This window comes from Sphingopyxis sp. (genome assembly GCF_965279755.1).
GTDB lineage: Bacteria > Pseudomonadota > Alphaproteobacteria > Sphingomonadales > Sphingomonadaceae > Sphingopyxis.
The window spans coordinates 1,116,820-1,140,055 of record NZ_OZ257261.1 but is presented as its reverse complement, the minus strand read 5'-3'; the positions used below and the strand labels follow the sequence as shown (position 1 = coordinate 1,140,055).

Annotated in this window: 23 protein-coding genes and 1 tRNA gene; 18 read left to right on the top strand and 6 right to left on the bottom strand. The window is 66.3% G+C overall.

What is annotated here, in order from left to right; all coding sequences use genetic code 11:
- The first annotated feature begins 54 nt into the window (after positions 1–54).
- The 7 genes from ACQY80_RS05575 (at position 55) to ACQY80_RS05545 (ending at position 9,032) form a co-directional block, all read left to right on the top strand.
- Positions 55–819, top strand: a complete 765-nt coding sequence (locus ACQY80_RS05575; protein WP_428684450.1) for an SDR family oxidoreductase — start codon at positions 55–57, stop codon at positions 817–819.
- A gap of 158 nt (positions 820–977) precedes the next feature.
- The gene (locus tag ACQY80_RS05570; protein WP_428684448.1) at positions 978–3,020 is read left to right on the top strand and encodes a putative bifunctional diguanylate cyclase/phosphodiesterase; all 2,043 of its coding nucleotides are present in this window, start codon (positions 978–980) and stop codon (positions 3,018–3,020) included.
- Between the two features lie 68 nt (positions 3,021–3,088).
- Positions 3,089–4,741 (top strand): YbaL family putative K(+) efflux transporter, encoded by a 1,653-nt coding sequence (ybaL, locus tag ACQY80_RS05565; protein ID WP_428684446.1) that lies wholly within the window; start codon positions 3,089–3,091, stop codon positions 4,739–4,741.
- A gap of 41 nt (positions 4,742–4,782) precedes the next feature.
- Positions 4,783–6,558 (top strand): DNA helicase RecQ, encoded by a 1,776-nt coding sequence (recQ, locus tag ACQY80_RS05560; RefSeq protein ID WP_428684444.1) that lies wholly within the window; start codon positions 4,783–4,785, stop codon positions 6,556–6,558.
- A 145-nt stretch (positions 6,559–6,703) separates the two neighbouring features.
- Positions 6,704–7,003, top strand: coding sequence for a UrcA family protein (locus tag ACQY80_RS05555; protein WP_428684442.1), 300 nt, complete (start codon positions 6,704–6,706; stop codon positions 7,001–7,003).
- A gap of 44 nt (positions 7,004–7,047) precedes the next feature.
- On the top strand, positions 7,048–8,112 hold the full coding sequence (locus ACQY80_RS05550; protein ID WP_428684440.1) for a helix-turn-helix domain-containing protein: 1,065 nt from the start codon (positions 7,048–7,050) through the stop codon (positions 8,110–8,112).
- A gap of 74 nt (positions 8,113–8,186) precedes the next feature.
- Complete coding sequence (locus tag ACQY80_RS05545; protein WP_428684438.1) at positions 8,187–9,032, top strand: sterol desaturase family protein; 846 nt, start codon at positions 8,187–8,189, stop codon at positions 9,030–9,032.
- Here the strand turns inward: ACQY80_RS05545 and ACQY80_RS05540 are convergent.
- Complete coding sequence (locus ACQY80_RS05540) at positions 8,969–9,598, bottom strand: GNAT family N-acetyltransferase (RefSeq protein ID WP_428684436.1); 630 nt, start codon at positions 9,596–9,598, stop codon at positions 8,969–8,971. The two genes, ACQY80_RS05545 and ACQY80_RS05540, sit on opposite strands and share 64 nt — an antisense overlap.
- Before the next feature lie 104 nt (positions 9,599–9,702).
- On the opposite strand from ACQY80_RS05540, the gene ACQY80_RS05535 reads away from it, so the two are divergent.
- The 5 genes from ACQY80_RS05535 to ACQY80_RS05515 all read left to right on the top strand — a co-directional run bounded on the left by ACQY80_RS05535 (position 9,703) and on the right by ACQY80_RS05515 (position 13,435).
- On the top strand, positions 9,703–10,137 hold the full coding sequence (locus ACQY80_RS05535; RefSeq protein WP_428684434.1) for a TIGR01244 family sulfur transferase: 435 nt from the start codon (positions 9,703–9,705) through the stop codon (positions 10,135–10,137).
- Positions 10,134–10,541 (top strand): hypothetical protein, encoded by a 408-nt coding sequence (locus ACQY80_RS05530; protein WP_428684432.1) that lies wholly within the window; start codon positions 10,134–10,136, stop codon positions 10,539–10,541. The genes ACQY80_RS05535 and ACQY80_RS05530 overlap by 4 nt, the downstream gene beginning before the upstream one ends.
- Entirely contained in the window at positions 10,534–11,448 is a 915-nt protein-coding gene (locus ACQY80_RS05525; protein WP_428684430.1) for a sterol desaturase family protein, read from the top strand. The genes ACQY80_RS05530 and ACQY80_RS05525 overlap by 8 nt, the downstream gene beginning before the upstream one ends.
- The gene (locus ACQY80_RS05520) at positions 11,445–11,666 is read left to right on the top strand and encodes a hypothetical protein (protein WP_428684428.1); all 222 of its coding nucleotides are present in this window, start codon (positions 11,445–11,447) and stop codon (positions 11,664–11,666) included. The genes ACQY80_RS05525 and ACQY80_RS05520 overlap by 4 nt, the downstream gene beginning before the upstream one ends.
- A 182-nt stretch (positions 11,667–11,848) precedes the next feature.
- A complete protein-coding gene (locus ACQY80_RS05515; RefSeq protein WP_428684426.1) occupies positions 11,849–13,435 on the top strand; it encodes a GMC family oxidoreductase in 1,587 nt (528 codons plus the stop codon).
- A 60-nt stretch (positions 13,436–13,495) separates the two neighbouring features.
- Here the strand turns inward: ACQY80_RS05515 and ACQY80_RS05510 are convergent.
- Positions 13,496–13,569: transfer RNA gene (locus tag ACQY80_RS05510), tRNA-Gln, on the bottom strand.
- 153 nt (positions 13,570–13,722) lie between these two features.
- Between ACQY80_RS05510 and ACQY80_RS05505 the strand changes: the two genes are divergently transcribed.
- Together ACQY80_RS05505 and ACQY80_RS05500 are read left to right on the top strand one after the other, a co-directional pair.
- A complete protein-coding gene (locus tag ACQY80_RS05505) occupies positions 13,723–15,015 on the top strand; it encodes an FAD-dependent oxidoreductase (RefSeq protein WP_428684424.1) in 1,293 nt (430 codons plus the stop codon).
- Positions 15,012–15,410, top strand: coding sequence for a DoxX family protein (locus ACQY80_RS05500; protein ID WP_428684422.1), 399 nt, complete (start codon positions 15,012–15,014; stop codon positions 15,408–15,410). The genes ACQY80_RS05505 and ACQY80_RS05500 overlap by 4 nt, the downstream gene beginning before the upstream one ends.
- Before the next feature lies 1 nt (position 15,411).
- Here the strand turns inward: ACQY80_RS05500 and ACQY80_RS05495 are convergent, their stop codons facing one another.
- Entirely contained in the window at positions 15,412–16,683 is a 1,272-nt protein-coding gene (locus ACQY80_RS05495; protein WP_428684420.1) for a dipeptidase, read from the bottom strand.
- 78 nt (positions 16,684–16,761) lie between these two features.
- Between ACQY80_RS05495 and ACQY80_RS05490 the strand changes: the two genes are divergently transcribed.
- Positions 16,762–17,937: an acyl-CoA dehydrogenase family protein gene (locus ACQY80_RS05490; RefSeq protein ID WP_428684418.1), complete on the top strand. Its 1,176-nt coding sequence runs from the start codon at positions 16,762–16,764 to the stop codon at positions 17,935–17,937.
- Here the strand turns inward: ACQY80_RS05490 and ACQY80_RS05485 are convergent.
- Positions 17,934–18,251, bottom strand: coding sequence for a metalloregulator ArsR/SmtB family transcription factor (locus ACQY80_RS05485; protein WP_428684416.1), 318 nt, complete (start codon positions 18,249–18,251; stop codon positions 17,934–17,936). The genes ACQY80_RS05490 and ACQY80_RS05485 overlap by 4 nt on opposite strands.
- A gap of 84 nt (positions 18,252–18,335) precedes the next feature.
- Between ACQY80_RS05485 and ACQY80_RS05480 the strand changes: the two genes are divergently transcribed.
- Genes ACQY80_RS05480 through ACQY80_RS05470 form a run of 3 tightly spaced genes read left to right on the top strand, consistent with a single transcriptional unit; the run spans position 18,336 to position 20,720 of the window.
- Positions 18,336–19,313, top strand: coding sequence for an acyl-CoA desaturase (locus tag ACQY80_RS05480; RefSeq protein WP_428684414.1), 978 nt, complete (start codon positions 18,336–18,338; stop codon positions 19,311–19,313).
- The gene (locus tag ACQY80_RS05475; RefSeq protein WP_428684412.1) at positions 19,276–20,478 is read left to right on the top strand and encodes a M20 metallopeptidase family protein; all 1,203 of its coding nucleotides are present in this window, start codon (positions 19,276–19,278) and stop codon (positions 20,476–20,478) included. The genes ACQY80_RS05480 and ACQY80_RS05475 overlap by 38 nt, the downstream gene beginning before the upstream one ends.
- The gene (locus tag ACQY80_RS05470; RefSeq protein WP_428684410.1) at positions 20,475–20,720 is read left to right on the top strand and encodes a GlsB/YeaQ/YmgE family stress response membrane protein; all 246 of its coding nucleotides are present in this window, start codon (positions 20,475–20,477) and stop codon (positions 20,718–20,720) included. Before ACQY80_RS05475 ends, ACQY80_RS05470 begins: the two co-directional genes overlap by 4 nt.
- Here the strand turns inward: ACQY80_RS05470 and nadB are convergent.
- Both nadB and ACQY80_RS05460 read right to left on the bottom strand, forming a co-directional pair.
- Positions 20,717–22,303 carry an L-aspartate oxidase gene (gene nadB, locus ACQY80_RS05465; protein ID WP_428684408.1) on the bottom strand — a complete coding sequence of 529 codons (1,587 nt, stop codon included), beginning with the start codon at positions 22,301–22,303 and terminating at the stop codon, positions 20,717–20,719. The two genes, ACQY80_RS05470 and nadB, sit on opposite strands and share 4 nt — an antisense overlap.
- Positions 22,296–23,219 carry an ABC transporter ATP-binding protein gene (locus ACQY80_RS05460; RefSeq protein WP_428684406.1) on the bottom strand — a complete coding sequence of 308 codons (924 nt, stop codon included), beginning with the start codon at positions 23,217–23,219 and terminating at the stop codon, positions 22,296–22,298. The genes nadB and ACQY80_RS05460 overlap by 8 nt, the downstream gene beginning before the upstream one ends.
- Between the last annotated feature and the right edge of the window lie 17 nt (positions 23,220–23,236).

Genomic DNA, 23,236 nt, shown 5'->3' with positions numbered 1-23,236 from the left:
CTTTCTCGTCATCGACCACGGGCATCGGGCCCGCCGCCGAACAGGAGAAAAGCCATGAACCGTTTGCAGAACAAGGTCGCGATCGTCACCGGTGCCAGCGCCGGAATCGGCCGCGAAACCGCCAGGCTCTTTGCCGCCGAAGGCGCCAGCGTCGTCGTCGGAGCCCGCCGCCAGGCCGAACTCGACTCGCTCGTTGCCGAAATCACCGCAGCAGGCGGCAAGGCCGTTGCGGTCGCCGGCGACGTCCGCAGCGAAGCCTTTCACCAGGCGCTCGTCGCTGCCGCCGTCGACAATTTCGGCAAGCTCGACGTTGCGTTCAACAATGCCGGCGTGTTCGGCGAGGCCGGCCCCAGCACCGAGGTCAGCGAAGCGGGCTTCAACGATGCGCTGCAGGTGAACCTGACCGCGTCGTTCCTCGCCGCGAAGCACCAGATCGCCGAGATGGTGAAGCATGGCGGCGGCTCGGTGATCTTCACCTCGACCTTCGTCGGCTACAGCTTCTCCTTCCCCGGCAGCGCCGCCTATTCGGCGAGCAAGTCGGGACTGATCGGGCTGACGCAGGCGCTCGCCGCCGAATATGGCCCGCAGAACGTCCGCGTGAACGCCGTCCTCCCCGGCGGGGTCGCGACCGACATGTTCGAAGCGGTCAACGACAGCGCCGAAAAGCAGGATTTCGTCACCAACCTGCACGCGCTGAAGAGGGTCGCGCAGCCCGCCGAGATCGCGAAGTCGGTGCTCTATCTCGCCTCGGACGATGCGAGCTTCGTGACCGGTACCGCCTCGTTGCTCGACGGCGGCGCATCGATCACGCGCAGCTGACCCGACGATCTGGACCAAGGCGGGCGGGGAGCCGGACTCCCCGTCCGTTTTCGCGTCTGGATTGCCGCGCGACATTTACAAATTTGTAAGCGATTTCCGGCCATTGGGCGGCGGGATCAGTCCGCCTGCCGGCGGATACCGGCGCGAAAGGTGGAATTTTGATCAGGTTGGTGATGTGCATTGCGATCGAACATGATCCATGGCTCGTCGCCTTGGCGGTCGCGATCTGCGCGATCGGCGCCTTTGCGATCGTCCAGATGTTCGAACGCGTGCGCGATGCGCAGCGAATGCAGGGCATCGCATGGGCCTTTCTGGTCGCGGTCGCCGCGAGCGCGACGATCTGGTGCACGCATTTTGTCGCGATGCTCGCTTATGAGGCGAAGGCGGCGGTCACGCTCGACCCGGTGCTGACGATCGCGTCGCTGATGATCGCGATGGTGGGCTCGTTCATCGGTTTTGCGGTCGCGGCGTGGGGCAAGAGCGAGACCTATGGCGCGATCGGCGGCATGATCTTCGGCGCCGCGATCGCTGCGATGCACTTTACCGGCATGACCGCCTATCGCGTCGATGGCATTGTCGCGTGGGATGGAAGCTATATCGCCGCGGCGGTGATCTGCGGCATGGGCTTTGCCGCCGCCGCGCTGACCATGCTCAGGACCGGGCGGGTGCTGCGGCACCGCATGCTTTTGTCGACGGCGCTGATCGTGCTCGCGATCGCTTCGCTCCACTTCCTTGCGATGACCGCGATGCGGATCACCCCGATGGCGCTCGACGCGACGCCGCTGCGCCCGGCGGAATTCAATGCCCTCGCGCTGGCGACCGTTCTGGTCGGCGGCATCGTGATCGCCGCCGGAGTGTTCGCCGCGATGCTCGACCGGCAGACGCGGTCGGAGGCGCTGCGCGAGATGACACGTATGGCGATGAACGACGCGCTGACCGGCCTGCCCAACCGCGCCGCCTTTCGCGCCGAACTGGCGCGGCAGATCGGGGCCGCGATCGTCAATGGCGAGCGCGTTGGCCTCTGCGCGATAGACCTCGACCGCTTCAAGGAAATCAACGACGTCCACGGCCACAAGGCTGGCGACGAAGTGCTCGCGCGACTTGCGCAGCGGATGCGCGATACGCTGGGGCCGAACGAGTTCGTCGCGCGGCTGGGCGGCGACGAGTTTGTCGCGCTGACGCACTTCACCGATCGCGCACAGCTGACGGCGTTTGCCGCAAGGCTCGACGCCGAACTGAAGGCGCCCCTGCTGTTCGACGATTTCGAGGCGCGGCTGGGCGCGAGCATCGGTGTCGCGGTTTTCCCTGACGATGCCGCGACCGCCGAGATGCTGGCGAACAACGCCGACCTTGCGATGTACCGGGCAAAGGCCGACGCGGCGACAATGCCCTGCTATTATGACTGGCAGCTCGACGAGGCGATCCGCGACCAGCGTGAACTTGCCGCCGATCTGCGTGGCGCGATCGACCGCGACGAGCTCGACGTCCATTATCAGGTCCAGACGTCGGTCACGACGGGCGAGGTCACGGGTTATGAGGCGTTGCTGCGCTGGACGCACCCGGTTCGCGGCGCCATCCCGCCGACGACCTTCATTCCGCTAGCCGAAGCGAACGGTTTCATCCTCGCGCTCGGCGAATGGGTGATGCGCCGGGCGTGCAGCGACGCCGCGCTGTGGCCGCACAAGTCGAAGGTTGCGGTCAATGTGTCGCCGCTGCAACTCGCGCATATCGACCTGCCGCGCCTGTTTCACCAGATATTGCTCGACACCGGGCTGCCGCCGCGGCGGCTGGAAATCGAGCTGACCGAGACCGCGATCATTGCCGACCGTGAGCGCGCGCTGCACGTGCTGCGCCAGATCAAGGCGCTGGGCATCGGCGTCGCGCTCGACGATTTCGGCACCGGCTATTCGTCGCTCGAAACGCTGCGCGCCTTTCCGTTCGACAAGATCAAGCTTGACCGCTTTTTCGCCTCCGAGCTCGAGGACAATATCCAGTCGACCGCGATCCTGCGCGCGGTGCTGGCGCTGGGCAAGAGCCTGTCGATCCCGATCCTTGCCGAAGGGATCGAGACTCCCGAACAGCTTGACGTGCTGCGCCGCGAGGGCTGCGACGAGGTGCAGGGCTTCCTGATCGGCCGGCCGGGCCGAGCGGTCGCAGATGGCGAGAATGATGGCGGCGAAGCCGGGGTTCGCGCCGCCTGAGATTTAATCGCTACGAAATCGGTTGGCTTGGGTTGACCCCCGCGGCCCCCGCCCCCTAGGCAGGGGACATGCCACACGACACGACCCTTATCGGCACGGTCGTGGCCGGCCTCGGGGTTGCCTTCCTGATGGGCGCGCTTGCGCACCGGCTGCGGATTTCACCGATCGCGGGCTATTTGCTCGCGGGGGTGATGGTCGGACCCTTCACGCCGGGGTTCGTCGCCGACACCGGCCTTGCCTTGCAGCTCGCCGAGATCGGCGTGATCCTGCTGATGTTCGGCGTAGGGCTGCATTTCTCGCTCAAAGACCTGCTGTCGGTTCGCAAGATCGCGGTGCCGGGGGCGGTCCTGCAGATTGCCGTGGCGACGGCGCTGGGCGTGATGCTGGGCCTTTGGCTCGGCTGGTCGCTTGCGGGCGCCGCAATTTTCGGCCTTGCGCTGTCGGTCGCGTCGACCGTGGTGCTGCTGCGTGCGCTGCAGGCGCGCGACATGGTCGAGACCGAAAAGGGCCGCATCGCGGTCGGCTGGCTGATCGTCGAGGATCTGGCGATGGTCCTCGCGCTCGTGCTGCTGCCCGCGATGTTCGGATCGCGCGGCGACGAGGGAGCTGGGCTGGGGGGATCGGGCGCGGGCCTGCTCCAGTCGGCGGGGATCGTACTGATCAAGGTTGTCGGCTTCGTCGCCTTCATGCTGATCGTCGCGCGGCGCGTGCTGCCGTGGGTGCTGCACTGGGTCGCGCATTCGGGATCGCGCGAGCTGTTCCGGCTCGCGGTGCTGGCGATCGCACTCGGCGTCGCCTTCGGCGCGGCGGTGGTGTTCGACGTGTCGTTCGCATTGGGCGCCTTCTTCGCGGGGATGATCCTCGGCGAGACGCAGCTGTCACGCCGCGCGGCCGAGGAGACGCTGCCGCTGCGCGATGCGTTTGCGGTGCTGTTCTTCGTGTCGGTGGGCATGCTCTTCGACCCGAAGGTGCTGGTCGAGCAGCCGCTGCCGGTGCTGGCGACGGTGGCGATCATCGTCTTCGGCAAGTCGCTCGCCGCCTATGCGCTCGTCCGGGCCTTCGGGCATCCGAACCAGACCGCGATGACGGTCGCGGTCAGCCTGGCGCAAATCGGCGAATTCTCTTTCATTCTTGCCGGACTCGGCGTCGACCTGAAGGTCATGCCGGACGAGGCGCGCGACCTGATTCTGGCGGGATCGATCCTGTCGATCCTGTTCAACCCGATCTTCTTTACGCTGATGGTGAAGCGCATCCGCGCCGACGACGCGCCCGAGGCCGGGACGGAGGAGGCCGATGCGCCGGCGCCGTGCAACGCCGGCGTCGTGCTGATCGGCTATGGACGCGTCGGCAGCCATATTGGCGGCATGATCTGCGGGCGCGGCGAGGGGCTGACGGTAATCGAAGATCAGAAGGATATGGCCGCCGCCGCCGAAGCGGCCGGCGCAACCGTGATCGTCGGCGATGCGACCAAGGAAAGCGTGCTGCGCAAGGCGGGCCTCGACGAGGCGTCAACGCTGTTGATTGCCATTCCCGAGGGCGCGGAGGCGGGTGCGATCGTGCGCCGCGCGCGCGCGATCAATCCGAAGCTGGTGATCGTCGCGCGCGCGCATTCGGACGAGGAGGTCGACGATCTCGTCCGCCGCGGCGCCGACCATGTCGTGATGGCCGAACGGGAGACCGCGTCGCGGATGGCCGAGCGGGCGATGCTGGCCAAGGCTTAGGGGCTTCCCCCGCCGGGCCAAACTTCCTATCGCGACCCGCAATGTCCGCCGACGCTCTCCTTCCGCTACTCAAGTCCACTTTCGGTTTCGACGCTTTCCGCGGGAAGCAGGCCGAGGTCGTTTCGCGTGTGATGGCGCGCGAACGGACGCTCGCGGTGATGCCGACGGGGGCGGGCAAGTCGCTGACCTATCAGCTGCCTGCCGTCGCGCTCGACGGGTGCGTCGTCGTCGTGTCGCCGCTGATCGCGCTGATGCACGACCAGCTGCGCGGTGCTCGCGCGGCCGGTATCCGCGCCGCGAGCCTGACCAGTGTCGATGCCGATTTTGCCGACACGCGGCAGGCGTATCGCGACGGCGAGCTCGACCTGCTCTATATTGCGCCCGAACGCGCGACGGGCGAGGGGTTCCGCTCGCTGATGGAGGCGCGCACGCCGGCGTTGTTCGCGATCGACGAGGCGCATTGCGTGTCCGAATGGGGACATGATTTCCGCCCCGACTACCGCCTGCTGCGCCCGCTGCTCGATGCCTTTCCGTCGGTGCCGCGGCTTGCGCTCACCGCGACCGCCGACAAGCACACGCGCGAGGATATTCTCGTCCAGCTCGGTATTCCCGCGGAAGGTCTGGTGCTTGCGGGCTTTGACCGGCCGAATATCCGCTATCGCGTGACGCCGCGGATCAGCCCCGCGAAGCAGCTCACCGACTTCATCGCCGCCAATCCAGGGCCGGGAATCGTCTACTGCCCGACGCGCGACGGAACCGAACGGATGGCACAGAAGATCGCGGCAGCGACGGGGCGGAGCGTCGCGGCCTATCATGCCGGGCTGGATCCCGAGCGGCGCGCGCAGGTCCAGCATGATTTCGTTGCGTCGGAGGACGGCATCGTCACCGCGACAGTCGCCTTCGGGATGGGGATCGACAAGCCCGACGTGCGTTTCGTCGCGCATGCCGGGCTGCCGAAATCGATCGAAAGCTATTATCAGGAAACCGGCCGCGCGGGTCGCGACGGTGATCCGGCCGAAGCGCTGATGCTGTGGGGCGCGGAGGATTTCGCGCGGGCGCGGATGCGGCTCGGCGAGCTGCCCGAGGCGCGTATCGCCAGCGAGCGGGCGCGGCTGAATGCGCTCGCTGCTCTCGTTGAGACGGTCGAGTGCCGCCGCGCGCTGCTGCTCCGCCATTTCGGGGAACATCCGCCCGAACGTTGCGGCAATTGCGACAATTGCCTCGACCCGCCGGGCCAGATCGACGCGACGGTGCTGGCGCAGAAACTGCTGAGCGCGGTCTATCGCACCGGGCAAAGCTATGGCGCCGGCCATGTCGAAGCGGTGCTGACGGGCAGGAGCGACGAGCGGATCGCCCAGCGCGGCCACGACAAGCTCTCGGTGTTCGGGATCGTCGCGGGCGAGGAGGCGCGGCTGATCAAGCCGCTCGTCCGCACGCTTGTCGCCCGCGAGGCGCTCGAGACGACCGAGCATGGCGGGCTGATGTTCGGCCCCGCCGGCCGGGCGATGATGAAGGGCGAGACGCAGGTGCTGATCGCCGAGCCCCCCGTGAAGCGGACGCAGCGGTCGTCGCGCGGCACCGGGGCCGCGGCCAATCCGGTCGGTGACCCGCTGTTCGATGCGCTGCGGGCGATGCGGCGCGAGTTGGCGGCCGAGGCGAATGTTCCGCCCTATGTCATCTTTCACGATGCGGTACTGCGCGCGATGGCGAGCGAGCGGCCCGCGACGCGCAGCGCGCTTGCCGACATTCCCGGTGTCGGCGGCAAGAAGCTCGACGCGTGGGGCGACGCGTTTCTGACCGTGATCCGGCAATATTGACGGCGCGGCAATTGCCGCGACTTGCCGATTCCGAAACCGGCTAGCCGGGTTTCGAACCCGCAGCGACCCGCCGCACGAACGCCTGCATCCGACGTCCATCGACGCTCTCCCCTCTGCGGCGTCGAGCGACAAAGGAGCAAGACTCATGAAACAGATGACAATCCTCGCCATGCTCGGCGCCGCCATGCTGTCACCCGCCGCGCTCGCCTACGAGCCCGCCCAGTCGCTGCGCATTCCGCTCGACGGGCTCGACCTCGCCACGTCGCGCGGGGTGGAGTCGGCGCATCTCCGGATCGACCGCGCGGTTGGCGCCTTTTGCCGCAACGATGTCGCGCATCTGACGCTGGAAGCACGCAAGGCGGCGCGCGAGTGCCGCGAAGCGGTGCGCAGCGATGCGCTCGCGCAGCTTGCCGACAAGCGCCTGCGGCAACTGGCGGCGCGGTGATCGCCCGGGTGGCGCGCCTGCCGGTCCTGCGTTAGCACGCGGCCATGGCGGCGCTCGACATATTGGACCCGATGATTCGCGGCGGCGCGATCGCGTTGTTCCTGCTGTGGATCGCGATCCTGTGGCGCGATCATCGGGCCGTGCTGTCGGCGCGCGTCGCGATCGCGATGAATTTCACGATCATCGCCTATCTGGCCGGCAAATCCTTCAGTCACGAAGAGCCGATCGAATTTCCCTATGTGCTGCTCGACGCGCTGTCGGTGATGGTGCCGGCGCTGTTCTGGATGTTCGCGCGCACATGGTTCGACGACCGCCAGCGAATCGGTTGGCAGAGCTGGTTGGTCGTGCTGGCTTTCTGGATGCTGCCGCTGGCGCAGATCGCGTTGATCGCGGCGACGGGGCAATTCAGCCAGACGATATGGGTGGTCGTGCGCATCGGCATGTTCGCTTTTGCGCTCGCCGGTATGTGGATCGCATGGCGCGGCCGGGCGGCCGATCTGGTCGAGGCGCGGCGGGGGTTCCGGCTCGGGCTGCTCTGCGCGATCGGCGGCTTCGTCCTGCTCGTCACCTTTGTGGAGATGTTCCACAACCGCGAAAGCGGCCATGAAATCTGGCGCGCGGTGACGCTGGCGGCGATCTTCGTCGCGACCTTCATTGTGTCGGTCGGCCTCTATCGTTTTCGCGCGGCGGAGCTGTTCGCGGCGCCGGGGGTACCGGCACCGCCCGGTCGGGCCGTTCCGCCCGCCGGGCCGTCGTCGCTTGCACAGCGGTTGCAGGCGGTGATGGCGGACGAACGCGCGTATCGCGCCGAGGGCTTTTCGATCACTGCGCTTGCGGCGCGGCTTGGCGAACCCGAGTATCGGGTGCGGCGCGCGATCAACGGCGAGATGGGACATCGCAATTTCACTGCGTTCCTCAACGGCTTCCGGCTCGACGAGGTGCGCGCGGCGCTCGCCGATCCGGCGCAGCGCGAGGTGCCGATCCTGACGATCGCGCTCGACGCGGGCTTCGGATCGCTCGGGCCTTTCAACCGCGCGTTCCGCGATGCCGAGGGCATGACGCCGAGCGCATACCGCACGGCGAAACTGGCCGATTCCGGAATCGGCTAGCCGATTTTCGACAGCGCGGGGCGGAGGCCGCGCAATTCTGCTTCATGGCGGTCATCCACAACAAGGACGACGCCATGATCGATTCGCTTCCTCCCCTCGCCATCCTGCTCGAAAAGGGGCCCGCGATCTTTGCTTTCGACTTCGGCCGCTATTTCGTCGCGGCGGGCGTTACCAGCGCGATCGTCTGGGGGCTGCGCCGGTCGAGCATCGCGGCGCGCAAGATTCAGACCCGCGAGGCGACGGCCGCCGACAAGCGCCGCGAGTTCGCGCAGTCGCTGCAGACCGTCGGCGTCTATCTGTTTGTGTCGCTGTTCATCATCTGGGGCGTCGACACGGGCGTGCTGCACCGGTTCCAGGGGAGCTATGGTGTCTGGGGCGACGCCGCGCTGCTCGCCGCGATCATCGTCGCGCACGATGCCTATTTCTATTGGGCGCACCGCGCGATGCACCATCCGAAGCTGTTCAGGCATTTTCACCGCGCGCATCACCGCTCGATCACCCCGACGCCGTGGGCCGCGTACAGCTTCGCGATCCCCGAGGCGTTCGTGATGATTCTGTTCGTGCCGATCTGGCTGTTCTTCGTCGCGACTCCGGTGTGGGTGATGTTCCTGTGGATCAACTTCCAGATCATCCGCAACGCGATGGGGCATGCGGGATTCGAGCTGCACCCGCGCTGGTGGCTGTCGACGCCGCTGACGCGCTGGATCAACACGACGACGCATCACGACCTGCACCACGCGGGCGGCTTCAACAGCAATTACGGGCTCTATTTCACCTGGTGGGACAAATGGATGGGGACCGAGCATCCCAGATATGCCGAGCGCTTTCACGAAGTGGTGCGCGAGGTTGCGGTGCCTCAGGCGGGCGGCGAAATGACCGAAACGATATCGCTGCACAGCGTCCAGCCAAGCCGTTCATAGAGCGCCTTGCCGTCACGCGTGGCGACCAGCAGGCACCGGGTGGCGCCGCGGCGAGCGGCGCGGCGGCCGAGTTCGGCCATGATCGCCGACCCGAGGCCGCGGCGGCCGAACCGCGGTTCCGTTACGATCTGGTCATAGACGGCGGTGGTGCGGTGCATGCCGAGAACGCCGCGGGCGGCGAGCGCACCGTTGGCGTCCCGCGCGATGGCTTCGAAACGGTGAGCACTTTCATCGACCTCGATTGTGAAATCGGGCGTGGGCCGCGCAGACGGCATGTCCGTGCCGGCCGCCATCAGCCACATCGGATCGCGCGGCCGCCAATGCGGTGGAGCATGCGGCAGGATCGCGTCGCGCGGGGCGGCGATGTCGACAAAGATGTTCGGCGCTTCGACCGCGGCGAAGGCGACTGCTGCGGCTTCGCCCGATACGTTGCCGAGAATGAGACGGGCGGTCTGGTCGGGCTTTCCGACATCGAACCACAGCGCCGAGGGAAAAGAGGCGGCGACAGGTTGGGCGTATCCACGGGCCGCGCAATAGCCGAAGGCCCAGTCGAAATGTTCGTTCATGGTCGCGACCATAGGTGAAGCGGATGGCAAGGAAAGCGGCAACGCGCGTTCATGCCCCACCTTCATACTTGTCAGCAAGCGGGCGGCGGGAGTAGATCGCTGGCATGAGCGATTTTCGATCCCTGTCCGCCGGCTTCAGTGTCGCCCCGCAAATCTCGATCGAGGATATCGCCGAGGCCAAGGCGCAAGGCTTTGCCATGGTGATCAACAATCGCCCCGACGGCGAGGAACCCTCGGCACCGCAGGGCGAACATATCTCGACCGCCGCGGCCGCCGAGGGACTGGCCTATGCGGCGATCCCGATCGGTCATTCGGGTTTCAGTCATGCGCAGATCGACGCGCTCGACAAGCTGCTGACCGACGCGACGGGGCCGATCCTCGCCTATTGCCGGTCGGGCACGCGTTCGACGCATCTGTGGGCGCTGACCCGTGCGCGGGCAGGCGACGATATCGACGGCATCGTCGATGCCGCGGCGCAGGCAGGTTATGACCTCACCGGGCTGCGGCCGATGATGGACGCGCTCGCGGGGGAAAAATGAGTCTGAACGATGTGATCCAGCTCGGCGCCTCGCTGCTCGCAGTGTTGTTCGTCGCCTGGCTGGTCAAACGGATGGGATTGGGCAGCGATCCCCGGATCGCGGACGCCGATCATGCGATCCGGCTTGCCGACGAAGCCGAGGCGGGATTCAACGGTATCGAGGTCGCGCGCGACCGCGCCGGCTTCGCGGCGATCGTCCGTAATGCCGAAGGGCGGATGATGTTGGTGCGGGCGCACGGCAATCATTTCGCGGCGCGGCCGGTCGATGCGGCAACGGTCGGCCGGCTCGACAAGGATTTCCTTACACTGACGATGCCGGAGAAAACATTCGGGTCGGTGACGCTGCAACTGGGGAAGGATGCGGGGATGTGGGCCAGCCGGATGCGGGATCTCAACTTTGGATAAGCTGCCCGATCCCGTGGTCTATGCGGTGCCCGCCTTCATCTTGCTGCTGATCGCCGAGATGGTGATTTCGCTGCGTGCTGACAAAAGCCGGTACGAGGCGCGCGATACGCTGACGTCGCTGATGCTCGGCACGGTAAGCCAGGTTGCGGGCGCGCTCGTGGGCGCGGCGGTTATCGGCATGTCGGTGTGGGTCTATAAATTCCACCTGTTCGATATCGGCATCGCGTTTCGCCAATGGTGGTGGGCGTGGATCCTCTGCTTTTTCCTCGACGATCTTGCCTATTACGCATTCCACCGCAGCGCGCACCGCGTCCGCTGGTTCTGGGCGAGCCATGTCATCCACCATTCGAGCCAGCATTATAATCTGTCGACGGCGCTGCGGCAGACGTGGACGGGCTTTTTCAGCCTGACCTTCCTGTTCCGGCTGCCGCTGTTCCTGATCGGCTTTCCGCCCGCGATGGTCTTTTTCTGTGCGGGGCTGAACCTGATCTACCAGTTCTGGATTCATACCGAGGCGATCGGACGGATGCCGCGCTGGTTCGAGGCGGTGATGAACACGCCGTCGCACCACCGCGTCCATCACGGCGTGAACCCGCGTTATCTCGACGCCAATTATGCGGGTGTCTTCATCATCTGGGACCGGATGTTCGGCAGTTTCGTGCCCGAGCGCGACGACGAGCCGGTGCGCTATGGCATCGTCAAGCAGCTCGGCAGCTTCAACATCCTCTGGGCGGCGGTCCACGAATGGGTCGGGATCGCGAAGGACGTCTGGCACGCGCCGTGGCAGCACAAGCTTTCCTATATGTGGCGCGAGCCCGGCTGGAGCCACGACGGCAGCCGCGCGACGAGCGCGATGATCAAGGAACGTTGGGCGGCGGGGCGGCCGGTGGAGGAGCCGGCGGAGTGACGAAGGAGCGCTGGCCATATTGGGATGTGCTGGCGTTCGCGGCAGGCGCCTTGCCGCTTGTTTTGGCGATATTTGTCGGTGCTTTCGGCACGCGCGGCGAAGCGTTCTTCATGTTCGCCGGCTCGGTAGGAACGCTAGCGTGGTTGGCCGTCTGGGCCTGCGTGCCGCTGGCCCTTGCGGGCGCGGTGATGGGTTGGCGGACGGGAATCGCTTGCTGATCGTCGCGGGCACCCTGTTCCTTGCGACGAGTATGGCGCCTGTGTTTCTTTTGGTTGCGGTCTGTACATTCGGTAACTGCATCTGAAGCCGTTGCATCTGACAGCTTGCCTCGCCCCCTAATGACATTCATGTAAGCACCCGGACGACCGCTGAGCAGGCGGCGCGAGGGAGAGTCGCTTTCATGGATCAGTTCGACATCATCGTCATCGGCGGGGGCAGCGGAGGCAGCGCAGCGGCGGGGCGGCTCGCCGAAGATGGGTCGCGCACCGTCTGTCTGATCGAGGCGGGCGGGCGCAACGATACGGTCCGGGTGAAGACGCCGGGCTTCATGCCCTTCATCCCCGATGCATCAAACTATCGTTATGAGACGGTCCCGCAAAAGGGACTGAACGGCCGCACCGGATACCAGCCGCGCGGGCGCGGGCTGGGCGGGTCGAGCGCGATCAACGCGATGGTCTATATCCGCGGCCATGCGTTCGATTACGACCAGTGGGCCGCGCTTGGCGCAACCGGGTGGAGCTATGCCGACGTGCTGCCCTACTTCAGGCGGAGCGAAGGCAACGAGCGCGGGGGCGACGAATTTCACGGCAGCAGCGGCCCGTTGAATGTGATGGACCAGCGCTGGCCCAATGTGACGAGCCGGCGCTTCGTCGAAAGCGCCGCGGCGCTGCAACTGCCGCGCACCGATGATTTCAACGGCGCGCAGCAGGAGGGTTTCGGGCTTTATCAGGTGACGCAGAAGGCGGGCGAACGCTGGTCGGCGGCGCGCGCCTATGTCGAGCCGCTGCGCGGCCGCGCCAACCTCGATATCCGCACCGGAGCGCTGGTCGAGAAGATTCTGGTCGAAAACGGCCGGGCGACCGGCGTGGTGATCCGGCGCCGCGGCAAGCGCGAGACGTTGCGCGCGCGCGGCGGGGTGATCCTGTCGGCGGGTGCGTTCAACAGCCCGCAGATATTGATGCTGTCGGGGATCGGCCCCGGAGCGCATCTGAAGGACAAGGGTATCGACGTGGTCGCCGATCGCGGGGCGGTCGGCGCCGATCTGCAGGACCATATCGACTATGTGTCGAGCTGGGAGACGCGCTCGACCGATCCGCTCGGCGACAGTCTCGGCGGCACATGGCGGATGGTGAAGGCGATCCTCGAACATCGGACCAAACGCACCGGGATCATGACGACCTGCTTCGCCGAGGCGGGCGGCTTCTGGAAGTCGCGGCCCGACCTGCCCGCGCCCGACATCCAGTATCATTTCGTCCCCGCGATGCTCGAGGATCATGGGCGGACCAAGGTTAAGGGGCACGGCTTTTCGGTCCATGCCTGCGTGCTGCGTCCCGAGAGCCGCGGGTCGGTGACGCTTGCCTCCGCCGATGCCGCGGCCGCCCCGACGATCGATCCGGGTTTCCTGACCGACGAGCGCGACGTTGCGACGCTACGCGCGGGCGTGCGGATGATGCACCGCGTCGTCGGGGCGCCGCCGCTGTCCGACTATGCGGGGATCGACCGGCATCCGGTCGATATCGATGACGATGCCGCGCTCGACGCGCTGATCCGCAGCCGCGCCGACACCGTCTATCACCCCGTCGGGACGTGCCGGATGGGCAGCGACGCGGACGCCGTGGTCGATCCGACGCTTAAGCTCAATGGCATCGAGGGGCTGTGGGTCGCCGATGCGAGCATCATGCCGCGTCTCGTGTCGGGCAACACCAATGCGCCGAGCATCATGATCGGAGAGCGCGCCGCCGATTTCGTCAAGTCGGCGCTAGGCTGAGCGCGCTGGCCAGATCCCCGGGGGGGGGGAGGCGTCAGCGGACGAATTTGCAAGGAAGATTGGATGCCCCGCGAGGATTCGAACCTCGATAGGCGGTATCAGAAACCGCAGTCTTACCATTAGACGACAGGGCAGGAGCGGGGGCCAATATGCTTCGACGGATCATCTGTCAAGGCCGCCGCGACGGCTTGCAACAGCCTGCTTGCTCTGGCGCATTTCGCCGCTAGCATCACCCGGACAACAAAAGGGGGCCGCGCCCTGCGTGGACACCCCGGAGGAGTGGGCTGATGCGTCATGTCGCGATCGTCGGGTCGGGTCCGGCGGGATATTATACCGCCGAAACATTGCAGAAAGCCGATGATATGGCGGTCGACGTTATCGACCGGCTGCCGGTTCCTTATGGCCTGATCCGTACCGGGGTTGCCCCCGATCACCAGTCGATCAAGGCGGTCTCCCGCCGGTACGAAGGCGTGGCGCTGACCGACAATGTTCGCTTCGTCGGCCATGTCGCGGTCGGCAGCGACGTTTCGATCGAGGAGCTGACCGATCTCTATGACGCGGTGGTGCTCGCGACCGGGGCGCCGCACGACCGGCCGCTCGATATAGCGGGCGCGGACCTGCCGGGCGTGATCGGAAGCGCGGCGTTCGTCGGCTGGTACAATGGCCATCCCGATTTCGCGAAGCTCGACCCGCCGCTCGACGCGCCGGGGGTGGTAGTGATCGGCAACGGCAATGTCGCGCTCGACGTCGCGCGCATCCTCGCCAAGACCCCGGCCGAATTCGCGGGCAGCGACATCGTCGCACATGCGCGCGCGGCGCTCGCCGACAGCGCGGTACGCCACATCCATATCCTCGGCCGGCGCGGACCGCACCAGATTGCGATGACGCCCAAAGAGCTAGGCGAGCTTGGCCATCTCGAACGCGCGAGCCCGCGCGTCGACCCCGCCGACCTGCCGCCCGAGGGCGACGACGTGATGCTCGAGCCGGGCATGCGCAAGTCGGTCACGCATCTCCGGCAATTTGCCGCGAATCCGGTCGCCAAGCCGGTGACGATCGACTTCGATTTCTTCGCGATGCCGGTCGCGATCGAAGGGGAGGGGCGCGTCCAGCGCGTGATCGTCGAACGCACGACGCTCGATGCCGATCTGCGCAGCCACGGCACGGGCGAGACCTATGCGATCGAGGCGGGGCTGGTGGTGAGCTGCATCGGCTATCAGACGCCGCCGATCCCCGGCGTGCCGTACGAGCACGGCCGCGGGCGCTTTGCGAGCGACGACGGGCGGATCCTGCCGGGGCTCTATGCCGTCGGCTGGGCGCGGCGCGGGCCGTCGGGCACGATCGGGACGAACAAGCCCGACGGGGCGCGGATCGCCGAGATGGTGATCGAGGATATCGGCCGCGGCGCGGGTAAGGCGGGGCGCGCGGGGCTCGATGCGCTGCTCGCGAGCCGCAATGTGGTTCCCGTCACCTTCCGCGACTGGCGGCGGATCGAGGCAGCCGAGGTCGCCGCCGCGCTCGACGGCAATCCGCGCGAGAAATTCACCAGCGTCGAGGCGATGCTCGCCGCGATCGGGCGGTGAAGGCGCTGGTCCGAACCGGGCTGCGCTGGTTGCTGGCGATCGCCTATGGCTACGCAGGCTATCGCCATCTTGTAACGCCAGCGCCGTTCCTTGCGATCACGCCGCAGTGGGTGCCGCAGCCGGCGTTCGTCGTCGCCGCGACGGGTGTCGCCGAGCTGGCAGGCGCGGTGGGGCTGATGATTCCGCGGCTGCGCAAGGCGGCGGGCTGGGGGCTCGCGCTTTATGCGCTCTGCGTCTGGCCTGCGAATTTCCACCATGCGTTCGCGAACGTCGCGATCGGCCGGGAAACGTTGAGCTGGTGGTACCACGGACCGCGCCTCGCCGCGCAGCCGCTGATCATCTGGTGGGCGCTATGGGCAAGCGGCGCGACCGACTGGCCGTTCCGCCGCCGCTAGCCTATTTCGCGACCGGGGTTTCGATCGGCGGCTGGCCCTTCTGGCTGGCAGCATAGGCCTCGACCGCCTTCAGCACGCGCAGCATGTTGCCGCTGGCGATCTTTTGGAGTTCGGCCTGGGTGTAGCCGCGCTTTGCGAGTTCGGTGAACAGCGCGGGGTAGCCCGCGACATCTTCCATCCCGACCGGCGCCGAATCCATCCCGTCATAATCGCCGCCGACCCCGATATGGTCGACGCCGATCATCTTCTTCAGATAGTCGATATGTCCGGCGACCTTCCCGACATTGGTCGTCGGCACGGGGTTCGCGGCATCCCACGTCTTGAGCGCGGCGTCGGCCGCGGCCGGATCACCCGGATACATTGCCTTCAGTCGCGCCTGTTCGGCGGTGCGGGCGAGCCCCTGCGCGCGGACGTCGGCGTCGAGGAAGCCCGGCAGGAACACGACCATGACGATGCCGCCGTTTGCCTTGACCAGCGGCAGCACGCTGTCAGGAACGTTACGCGGATGCGGGTTCACCCCGCGCACGCCCGAATGGCTGAACATGACCGGCGCTTTGGCGACTTCGAGTGCGTCCTTCATCGTCGCCTCGCTGACGTGGCTCAGATCGACGATCATCCCGATGCGGTTCATCTCGCGCACGACCTGCCGTCCGAAATCGTTGAGGCCGTCCAACGCCGGCGCGTCGGTCGCGCTGTCGGCCCATGGGATGTTCTTCGAGTGCGTCAGCGTCATGTAGCGCGCGCCGAGATCGTACATCTGGCGCAGCACCGCGAGCGACGAGCCGATCGACTGGCCGCCCTCCATGCCCATCATGCCCGCGACCTTGCCCGCCTTCATCGCCTTTTCGAGTTCGGTGCTGGTCGCGGCAAGCGCGAGGTCGTTCGGGTAGCGCGCGACGAGCCGCTTGGTGACGTCGATCTGTTCGAGCGTTTGCTGCACCGCCTGCTGCTCGTTCGTGTTCGCGGGAACATAGACCGACCAGAATTGCGCGCCGACGCGGCCCTTGCGCAGCCGCATCAGGTCGGTGTGCATCGCGATCACCGGCGGTGTCGCGTCGGGCCTTGCGGTGTGGCTGGTGTCCTTGAAGTCGAAATCGTTGATCATATTGTCGACGCGGCCGCGCAGCGCCCAGGGCACGTCATTGTGGCCGTCGAACACCGGCGCTTTTTTCAGCGCCGCTTCGGCGGTCGCCTCGGGCGAGGTCTGCGCCGCAGCGGGGTTGGCGAGCAGGGCGATTGCGGCAAGGCCGGCGAGCAGGGGGGCTTTGTTCATGGACCGTGACCTTAGGTCGTTGGCGCGGCGGCGCAAGCCTCGCTTGACGCTTACGTCAATCGCGCGCAGCATCCGGGGATGACAGCTTTCGACGACTGGCGCGCCCGCTCCCCCTATTATGACGAAACCCATGAGGCGCTGGCGCAAAGCGTCCGCCGCTTCGTCGAGCGCGAGGTCGCGCCGCATATCGACCGTTGGGAAGCCGAGGGCGAACTGCCGCGCGCGCTACATAAAAAGGCCGCGGACGCGGGCATCCTCGGGCTGCGATACCCCGAACAATATGGCGGGCACAGCGACGGCTTCGACAATTTTCACGGTCTGGTGCTGACCGAGGAACTCGCCGCGGTCGGCGCGGGCGGGCTTGGCGCGTCGCTGATGACGCACGGTATCGGGCTGCCGCCGATCCTCGCGCTCGGGTCCGAAGAATTGAAGCAGCGCGTCGCACCGCCGGTGCTGGCGGGCGAGAAGATCATCGCGCTAGGCATTACCGAGGCGGGCGGCGGCAGCGATGTCGCGAGCCTCAAGACGACTGCCGTCAGGGACGGTGACCATTACATCGTCAACGGCGGCAAGATGTTCATCACCAGCGGTATGCGCGCCGACTGGCTGACTTGCGCGGTGCGGACCGGCGGGCCGGGCGCGGCGGGGATTTCGCTGTTGCTGATCGAGATGGATTCGGCGGGCGTCGAGCGCACGCGGCTCGACAAGATGGGCTGGCGCTGCAGCGATACCGCCGCGATCCACTTCGGCGACGTCCGCGTCCCGGCCGAAAATCTGATCGGGCCGGAGAATGGCGGCTTCATCGGCATCATGCGCAATTTCAACTCCGAGCGGCTCGGCATGGCGATGGGCTGCTGCGCCTACGCCCGTGTCGCGCTCGCCGAGGCGGCGGAGTGGGCGCAGCAACGCGAGACCTTCGGCAAACCGCTCGTCGGGCACCAGTCGATCCGCATCAAGCTCGCCGACATGGAACGCCAGATCGAGGCGACGCAGGCTTGGGTCGACCTCGCCGCATGGCAGGTCAAGAACGGCAAGGACCGCCCCGCCGACTTCGCGATGCTGAAGGTGCAGGCAACGCGGATGCTGGAAAGCGTCGCGCGCGAGGCCGCGCAGATACTCGGCGGCGCGAGCTATATCACCGGCAGCAAGGTCGAGCGCATCTACCGCGAGGTCCGCGTCAACGCGATCGGCGGCGGCAGCGAAGAGATCATGCTCGATCTGGCGGGGCGGCAGTTGTTCGGGGGCAAGCGCTAGCTCTCTTCGCGCTGCTTGTCGGCCAACACCCGCGATTCGGCTTTCAGCGGTCGGGACACCGGGCACACTTCCTGCACATAGCCGTTGAGGACATTGGTCAGCGCGTCGGGAATCAGGCGGTAAAATACGAACTGGCCACGCTTCTCGCTGGCGATCAGTCCGGCGTTTTCCAGCACTGACAGATGCTGCGACACGGCAGGTTTGCTCATTTCGAAGCGCGCGGCGATCTCGCCCGCCGAGAGTTCGGCATGCGCCAGATACGCGAGAATCTTGCGCCGCGGTGTCGATGCCAATGCCTGAAAAACCCGTTCCATATATCCCCAGATGGGCGTGCATTGCCGACTTGACAAGGATTTAGATATTTAAGTAAGTTCTTATTCAATTGCAGGAGTCGAGCGATGCGCCATGACGATGATCCCCATGCCGTTAACTTCCTGATCGACGAAGACGGGCCCGACCCCGTCGCGGGCAGCGTCCGGGTCGATGCGCCGAGCATTGTCTGGAACGGCGGGATGGCGCTGATCGCGCTGGTCGCGGGGCCATTGTTCGTGACGCCGGGGACGATCATGCTCTTCGTCCTGACCACCGGCGCGGCGCTGCTACTCGGTCACAGCGTTGGCTATCACCGCATGATGATCCATGGCAGCTTTGCCGGGCCGCGCTGGTTCCGGCGGGCCTTGGTATGGTTTGGCGCCATTGTCGGCATGGCCGGTCCGTATGGCATCATCCGTGCGCACGATACGCGCGACTGGGCACAACGGCAGGCGAACTGCCATCCCTTCCTGCGCCACGGCGCGACGATGCTTCGCGATGCGTGGTGGCAGATCTATTGCCGGCTCGATCTCGACGATCCTCCGCGTTTCGACTTTGGCGAACTCGACAATGATCCCTTTTATCGCTGGCTCGAGGCGACATGGCGGTGGCAACAATTGCCCGTGGCGCTCCTCTTCTTCGCGATCGGCGGTTGGGGCTGGGTCGTCTGGGGCGTTGCGGCGCGCGTCGCGGTCGCGACCCACGGCCACTGGCTCGTAGGGCACTTGGCGCACAATCGCGGGTCGCAGCACTGGACGGTCGACGCGCATGGCGTGCAGGCGTTCGATGTCCCGTGGGCGGCGATCCCGACGATGGGCGAGGCGTGGCATAATAATCACCACGCCTATCCGGGTTCGGCACGCATCGGATTGCATCCGGGGCAGAGCGATTGGGGTTATGCCTTCATTCGCCTGTGCGAGCGGTTCGGGCTGATGTGGAATGTCCGGACGCCCGAAACGATGGGCCTGCGTCCCGGACTGTCCGAGATGCCTCGACACGGGCCGGGCTTCGCGGCACATTCGCGGCATGGAAATATCTCACAGCTGGCCCGCCGAGGCCGATAATCTTCTCGACGACCTTGTCGATCTTCGCCGCGCGATTCATCGCGAGCCCGAGCTGGGGCTTCAGAACCCGAAGACGCTTGCGAAGATCAAGGCGGCGCTCGAAGGCCTGCCGCTCGAATTTCGCGAGGGGCCGTCGACGACCGGGCTGGTCGCGATCCTGCGCGGGCCCGCGAACGGCCGCACCGTGTTGCTGCGTGGCGACATGGATGCGCTGCCGCTGCTCGAGGAAACAGGGCTCGATTTCACCTCCGAGATCAGCGGCGCGATGCATGCGTGCGGGCATGATACGCATGTCGCGATGCTCGTCGGCGCGGCGAAGCTGCTGTGCGCCGCGCGCGACCGCTTGCCCGGCACCGTGATGTTCATGTTCCAGCCGGGCGAAGAGGGCCATCATGGCGCGCGCTTCATGCTCGACGACGGGATCATCGACCCGCTCCCCGACGCCGCCTTCGCGCTCCACATCATGCCCAATGCACTGCACGGAATCTTCGCGGGGCGCGCGGGGCCCTTGCTCGCTTCGTCGGACGTGCTGTCGATCACGGTCAAGGGCGCGGGCGGGCACGCCTCGATGCCGCACGACAGCATCGACCCGATTCCCGTCGCGTGCGCGATCGTCACCGCGATCCAGACGATGGTGACTCGCCGCATCTCGGTCTTCGATCCCGCGGTGATCACGATCGCGAAGATCGCCGCGGGCACGACGAACAACATCATCCCCGAGACGGCCGAGATGCTCGGCACGATCCGCACCCTGTCGCCCGAACGCCGCGCGATGGTGGCGCGCGAGCTGAAGCGGCTCGTCCCCGCGATCGCCGAGGCGCATGGCTGCACCGCCGAGGTCGATGTCATCGAAGGTTTCCCGGTCACGGTCTGCGATGCGCGCGCGGTGAGCTTTGGTCAATCGGTCGTCGAGCAGACCTTCGGCGAGGAAGCCTGGCTGACGATGGAGCATCCGGTGATGGGCGCCGAGGATTTCTCCTATGTGCTCGAAAAGGTTCCGGGGGCGATGTTCTGGCTCGGCGCGAGCGAGGCGGGCAGTGACTGGCGTCAGTGCTGCGGGCTGCACTCGAACCACATGGTGCTCGACGAAAGCGTGATGGCGCGCGGCGCCGCCCTGCATGCGGCGCTCGCCGAGCGGTTTTTGAATGAAGGATTCAACGCATGATCAACATTATCGGCGCGATCATCTCTGGCCTCGTCATTGGCGCGCTGGCGCGCTTCTTCTATCCCGGTGCGGTGCAGATGGGCTGGATCGCGACGATCCTGCTCGGCATCGGTGGATCGCTGCTCGCGGGGCTCGCGACGTCGCGCGGGCAGTCCGATTTCCACCGCGCGGGCTGCCTTGCTTCGGTCATCGGCGCGATCGTGCTGATCTTCGTCGGACGACTGCTTGGCGTCGGCGGTTAGGGCACCAGCACCGTATCAATCGCCTGCGGCAGCATTTTCGGATAGTCGAGCGTGTAATGCAGCCCGCGGCTTTCCTTGCGGTGCAGCGCGCTGCGGACGATCAGGTCGGCGCACTGGAGCAGGTTCCGGAGCTCGATCAGGTCGGTCGTGACGCGGAAGTGGCCGTAATAATCCTCGACCTCGCCGGTCATCATCTTGATCCGGTGCTGCGCGCGTTCGAGGCGCTTGGTCGTGCGGACGATGCCGACATAGTTCCACATGAAGCGGCGGATCTCGGTCCAGTTCTGCTTGATCACGACCTCCTCGTCGGAGTCGGTCACCCGGCTCGCGTCCCACGGCCGGATCGCGGGCGGCGGTTCGAGCTGGTCCCAGCGCGCGACGATGTCCTTCGCCGCCGCTTCGCCGAAGACGAAGCATTCGAGCAGGCTGTTCGACGCCAGACGATTGGCGCCATGGAGCCCGCTCTCGGTGCATTCGCCTGCCGCGTACAGCCCCGGCAGGTCGGTGCGGCCGTCGAGATCGATCAATATGCCGCCGCAGGTATAATGCTGGGCGGGCACCACCGGGATCGGCTGCTTCGTCATGTCGATGCCAAGCGTCAGCAGCTTTTCGTATATGTTCGGGAAATGGCCCGCGACGAAATCGGGGTCCTTGCGGCTGATGTCGAGATGGACATAGTCGAGGCCCGAGCGCTTGATCTGGTCGTCGTTCGCGCGCGCGACGATGTCGCGCGGCGCGAGTTCGGCGCGCTCGTCATAATCGGGCATATAGCGGTGGCCGGTGACGGGGTGCTTCAATATGCCGCCCTCGCCGCGCACCGCCTCGGTGATCAGGAAATTCTTGACCTCGAGATTGTAGAGGCAGGTCGGGTGGAACTGCATCATCTCCATGTTGGAGACGCGGGCCCCGGCGCGCCATGCCATCGCGATGCCGTCGCCGGTCGCGCCGCGCGGGGCTGTCGAGAACTGATACACACGCCCCGCGCCGCCGCTGGCGAGGATCGTCGCGCGGCCGACATGCGCGTGGACCTTGCCGCTCTTTTCATCGAGCGCATAGACGCCCCAGACGCGGCCCGAGCCCGAATAGCGTTCCTCGTGGCGGCCGGTGATCAGGTCGACGCACGCCTGCCCCGGTAACAGCGTGATGTTCGGGTGCGCTTCGGCGGTCTTCAGGAGCGCCGCTTGCACCGCCCAGCCGGTCGCATCGTCGACATGGACGATGCGGCGGTGCGAATGCCCGCCCTCGCGGGTGAGGTGCAGCGCCTCGGCCTCCTTGTTGAAGGGGACGCCCATTTCGATCAGCCGCTCGATCGCGTGCGGGGCATTCTCGACGACGAACTCGACGGTCTCGCGGCGGTTGAGGCCGGCGCCCGCGACCATCGTGTCCTCGATATGATTCTCGAAGGTGTCGCCCGCGTCGAGCACGGCGGCGATCCCGCCCTGCGCCCAGGCGGTCGACCCGCCGGTCAGCTCGCCCTTCGCGAGCACCAGGACACGGCAATGATCGGCGAGCGCGATCGCGGCGGTCAGCCCGGCCGCGCCCGAGCCGACGATGATGACGTCGTGGGGCGCCGCGTCAGCCATTCGCCGCCCGCGTCAGGTTGAGGAACACATCCTCCAGATCGGCCTCGCGCGTCGAGACGTCGACGATGCCGTGGCCCATTGCATTGACCGCGGCAAGTACCTCGCCCGCGTTCATGCGGTCCTTGTTGTAGCTGATCGCAAGGCCGCGCTCGCCCTCGCGTTCGACCTTCTCGAACGCGGGATGCGTCGGCAGCACCGTCACATCGGCGTCGAGCGTCACGACGACGATTTTCTCGCGCGCCATGTCGACCAGCTCGCGCGTCGGCTTGTTCGCGATCAGTCTGCCATGGTTGATGATCGCGATCCGGTCGCAGAGCTCCTCGGCCTCTTCCAGATAATGCGTCGTCAGCACCACGGTGACGCCGCGGTCGTTGAGGCTCTGCACATATTCCCAGAGCTGCTGGCGCAGCTCGATGTCGACACCGGCGGTCGGCTCGTCGAGGACGATGATCGGCGGCGAGTGGACCATTGCCTTCGCGACGAGCAGGCGGCGCTTCATGCCCCCCGACAGCGTGCGGGCATAGGCGTCGCGCTTGTCGCTGAGATGAACCGCGGCAAGCAGCGCGTCCGAAATGCGCTTGTCCTTTGGCACGCCATAGAGGCCCGCCTGATTCTCCAGCGTCTCGAACGGGGTGAAGAAGGGGTCGAAGACGATTTCCTGCGGCACGATACCGATCGAATATTTGGCGTTGCGCGGATCGGCGTCGATGTCGAAGCCCCAGATGCTCGCATGCCCGCTGGTCTTGTTGACGAGTCCGGCGAGGATGTTGATCAGCGTCGACTTGCCGGCGCCGTTCGGCCCGAGCAGCCCGAAGATCTGACCGCGCGGGACGTCGAAGCTGACATTGTCGAGCGCCTGCTTGCCCCCGGCATAGATTTTGGAAACGGCGTCGATGCGGATGGCGGCTTCACTCATGGCCGCCTCCATAGCCG

What these genes read in the sequence shown, in the direction of transcription:
- ACQY80_RS05575 (WP_428684450.1), top strand. Translation starts at nt 55, where the DNA reads ATGAACCGTTTGCAGAACAAGGTCGCGATCGTCACCGGTGCCAGCGCC.
- ybaL (WP_428684446.1), top strand. Translation starts at nt 3,089, where the DNA reads ATGCCACACGACACGACCCTTATCGGCACGGTCGTGGCCGGCCTCGGG.
- recQ (WP_428684444.1), top strand. Translation starts at nt 4,783, where the DNA reads ATGTCCGCCGACGCTCTCCTTCCGCTACTCAAGTCCACTTTCGGTTTC.
- ACQY80_RS05555 (WP_428684442.1), top strand. Translation starts at nt 6,704, where the DNA reads ATGAAACAGATGACAATCCTCGCCATGCTCGGCGCCGCCATGCTGTCA.
- ACQY80_RS05550 (WP_428684440.1), top strand. Translation starts at nt 7,048, where the DNA reads ATGGCGGCGCTCGACATATTGGACCCGATGATTCGCGGCGGCGCGATC.
- ACQY80_RS05545 (WP_428684438.1), top strand. Translation starts at nt 8,187, where the DNA reads ATGATCGATTCGCTTCCTCCCCTCGCCATCCTGCTCGAAAAGGGGCCC.
- ACQY80_RS05540 (WP_428684436.1), bottom strand. Translation starts at nt 9,598, where the DNA reads ATGAACGAACATTTCGACTGGGCCTTCGGCTATTGCGCGGCCCGTGGA.
- ACQY80_RS05535 (WP_428684434.1), top strand. Translation starts at nt 9,703, where the DNA reads ATGAGCGATTTTCGATCCCTGTCCGCCGGCTTCAGTGTCGCCCCGCAA.
- ACQY80_RS05530 (WP_428684432.1), top strand. Translation starts at nt 10,134, where the DNA reads ATGAGTCTGAACGATGTGATCCAGCTCGGCGCCTCGCTGCTCGCAGTG.
- ACQY80_RS05515 (WP_428684426.1), top strand. Translation starts at nt 11,849, where the DNA reads ATGGATCAGTTCGACATCATCGTCATCGGCGGGGGCAGCGGAGGCAGC.
- ACQY80_RS05505 (WP_428684424.1), top strand. Translation starts at nt 13,723, where the DNA reads ATGCGTCATGTCGCGATCGTCGGGTCGGGTCCGGCGGGATATTATACC.
- ACQY80_RS05495 (WP_428684420.1), bottom strand. Translation starts at nt 16,683, where the DNA reads ATGAACAAAGCCCCCCTGCTCGCCGGCCTTGCCGCAATCGCCCTGCTC.
- ACQY80_RS05490 (WP_428684418.1), top strand. Translation starts at nt 16,762, where the DNA reads ATGACAGCTTTCGACGACTGGCGCGCCCGCTCCCCCTATTATGACGAA.
- ACQY80_RS05485 (WP_428684416.1), bottom strand. Translation starts at nt 18,251, where the DNA reads ATGGAACGGGTTTTTCAGGCATTGGCATCGACACCGCGGCGCAAGATT.
- ACQY80_RS05480 (WP_428684414.1), top strand. Translation starts at nt 18,336, where the DNA reads ATGCGCCATGACGATGATCCCCATGCCGTTAACTTCCTGATCGACGAA.
- ACQY80_RS05475 (WP_428684412.1), top strand. Translation starts at nt 19,276, where the DNA reads ATGGAAATATCTCACAGCTGGCCCGCCGAGGCCGATAATCTTCTCGAC.
- ACQY80_RS05470 (WP_428684410.1), top strand. Translation starts at nt 20,475, where the DNA reads ATGATCAACATTATCGGCGCGATCATCTCTGGCCTCGTCATTGGCGCG.
- nadB (WP_428684408.1), bottom strand. Translation starts at nt 22,303, where the DNA reads ATGGCTGACGCGGCGCCCCACGACGTCATCATCGTCGGCTCGGGCGCG.
- ACQY80_RS05460 (WP_428684406.1), bottom strand. Translation starts at nt 23,219, where the DNA reads ATGAGTGAAGCCGCCATCCGCATCGACGCCGTTTCCAAAATCTATGCC.